Source organism: Vibrio sp. Y176, assembly GCF_033438945.1.
Map to the genome: position 1 here is coordinate 1 of NZ_JAWOQS010000223.1, position 892 is coordinate 892.

The 892-nt window shown below is 49.4% G+C and carries 1 protein-coding gene; it reads left to right on the forward strand.

Annotated elements, in window-relative coordinates; all coding sequences use genetic code 11:
• The coding region (locus tag R7O13_RS25215; protein WP_318304988.1) for an acetylornithine/succinyldiaminopimelate transaminase at positions 1-892 on the forward strand (892 nt) is incomplete at both ends.

Here is an 892-nt window from a genome sequence, read left to right on the forward strand (position 1 = left end):
AGTGAGCTTTGCTGAGCGCGTATTCTTTGCTAACTCTGGCGCAGAAGCAAACGAAGCGGCACTGAAATTAGCACGCCGTTACGCGGCAGATGTTCATGGCCCTGAAAAATCAGAAATCATCGCATTTAAACAAGGTTTCCACGGTCGTACATTCTTTACTGTGACGGTTGGCGGTCAAGCGGCTTACTCAGACGGTTTTGGTCCTAAGCCAGGCGATGTTACGCATTTACCATACAACGATATCGAAGCACTTCAAGCACACATGTCAGATCGCACATGTGCGGTTATGATGGAGCCGCTACAAGGTGAAGGCGGTATCGTGCCACCAACTCCGGAATTTGCCCAAGCAGTACGTGAACTGTGTGACAAGCACAACGCGCTACTTATCTTTGATGAAGTTCAAACGGGTAACGGACGTACTGGTCATTTCTATGCTTACCAAGGTCTAGGCATCACGCCAGACATTCTAAGCACAGCGAAATCACTGGGTGGTGGTTTCCCTATCGGCGCAATGTTAACAACAGCAAAACTGGCTGAGCACCTGAAAGTGGGCACTCACGGTTCAACATACGGTGGTAACCCATTGGCATGTGCAGTGGCAGAAGCGGTCGTTAACGAAGTGACAAAACCAGAAGTGCTTGCTGGTGTTTTAGAGCGCGAAGCGCTGTTCCGCGCAGGTCTAGAAAAGATCAATGCGAAGTACAACCTATTCTCTGAAGTTCGTGGCAAAGGTCTATTGCTAGGCGCTGCGCTGAATGAAGAGTGGCAAGGCCGTGCACGTGATGTGCTGGTTGCTGCAGGTAAACAAGGTCTATTGGTATTGGTTGCGGGTGCCAATGTCGTACGTTTCACACCATCACTCGTTATCACACAACAAGAAATTGAAGAAGGC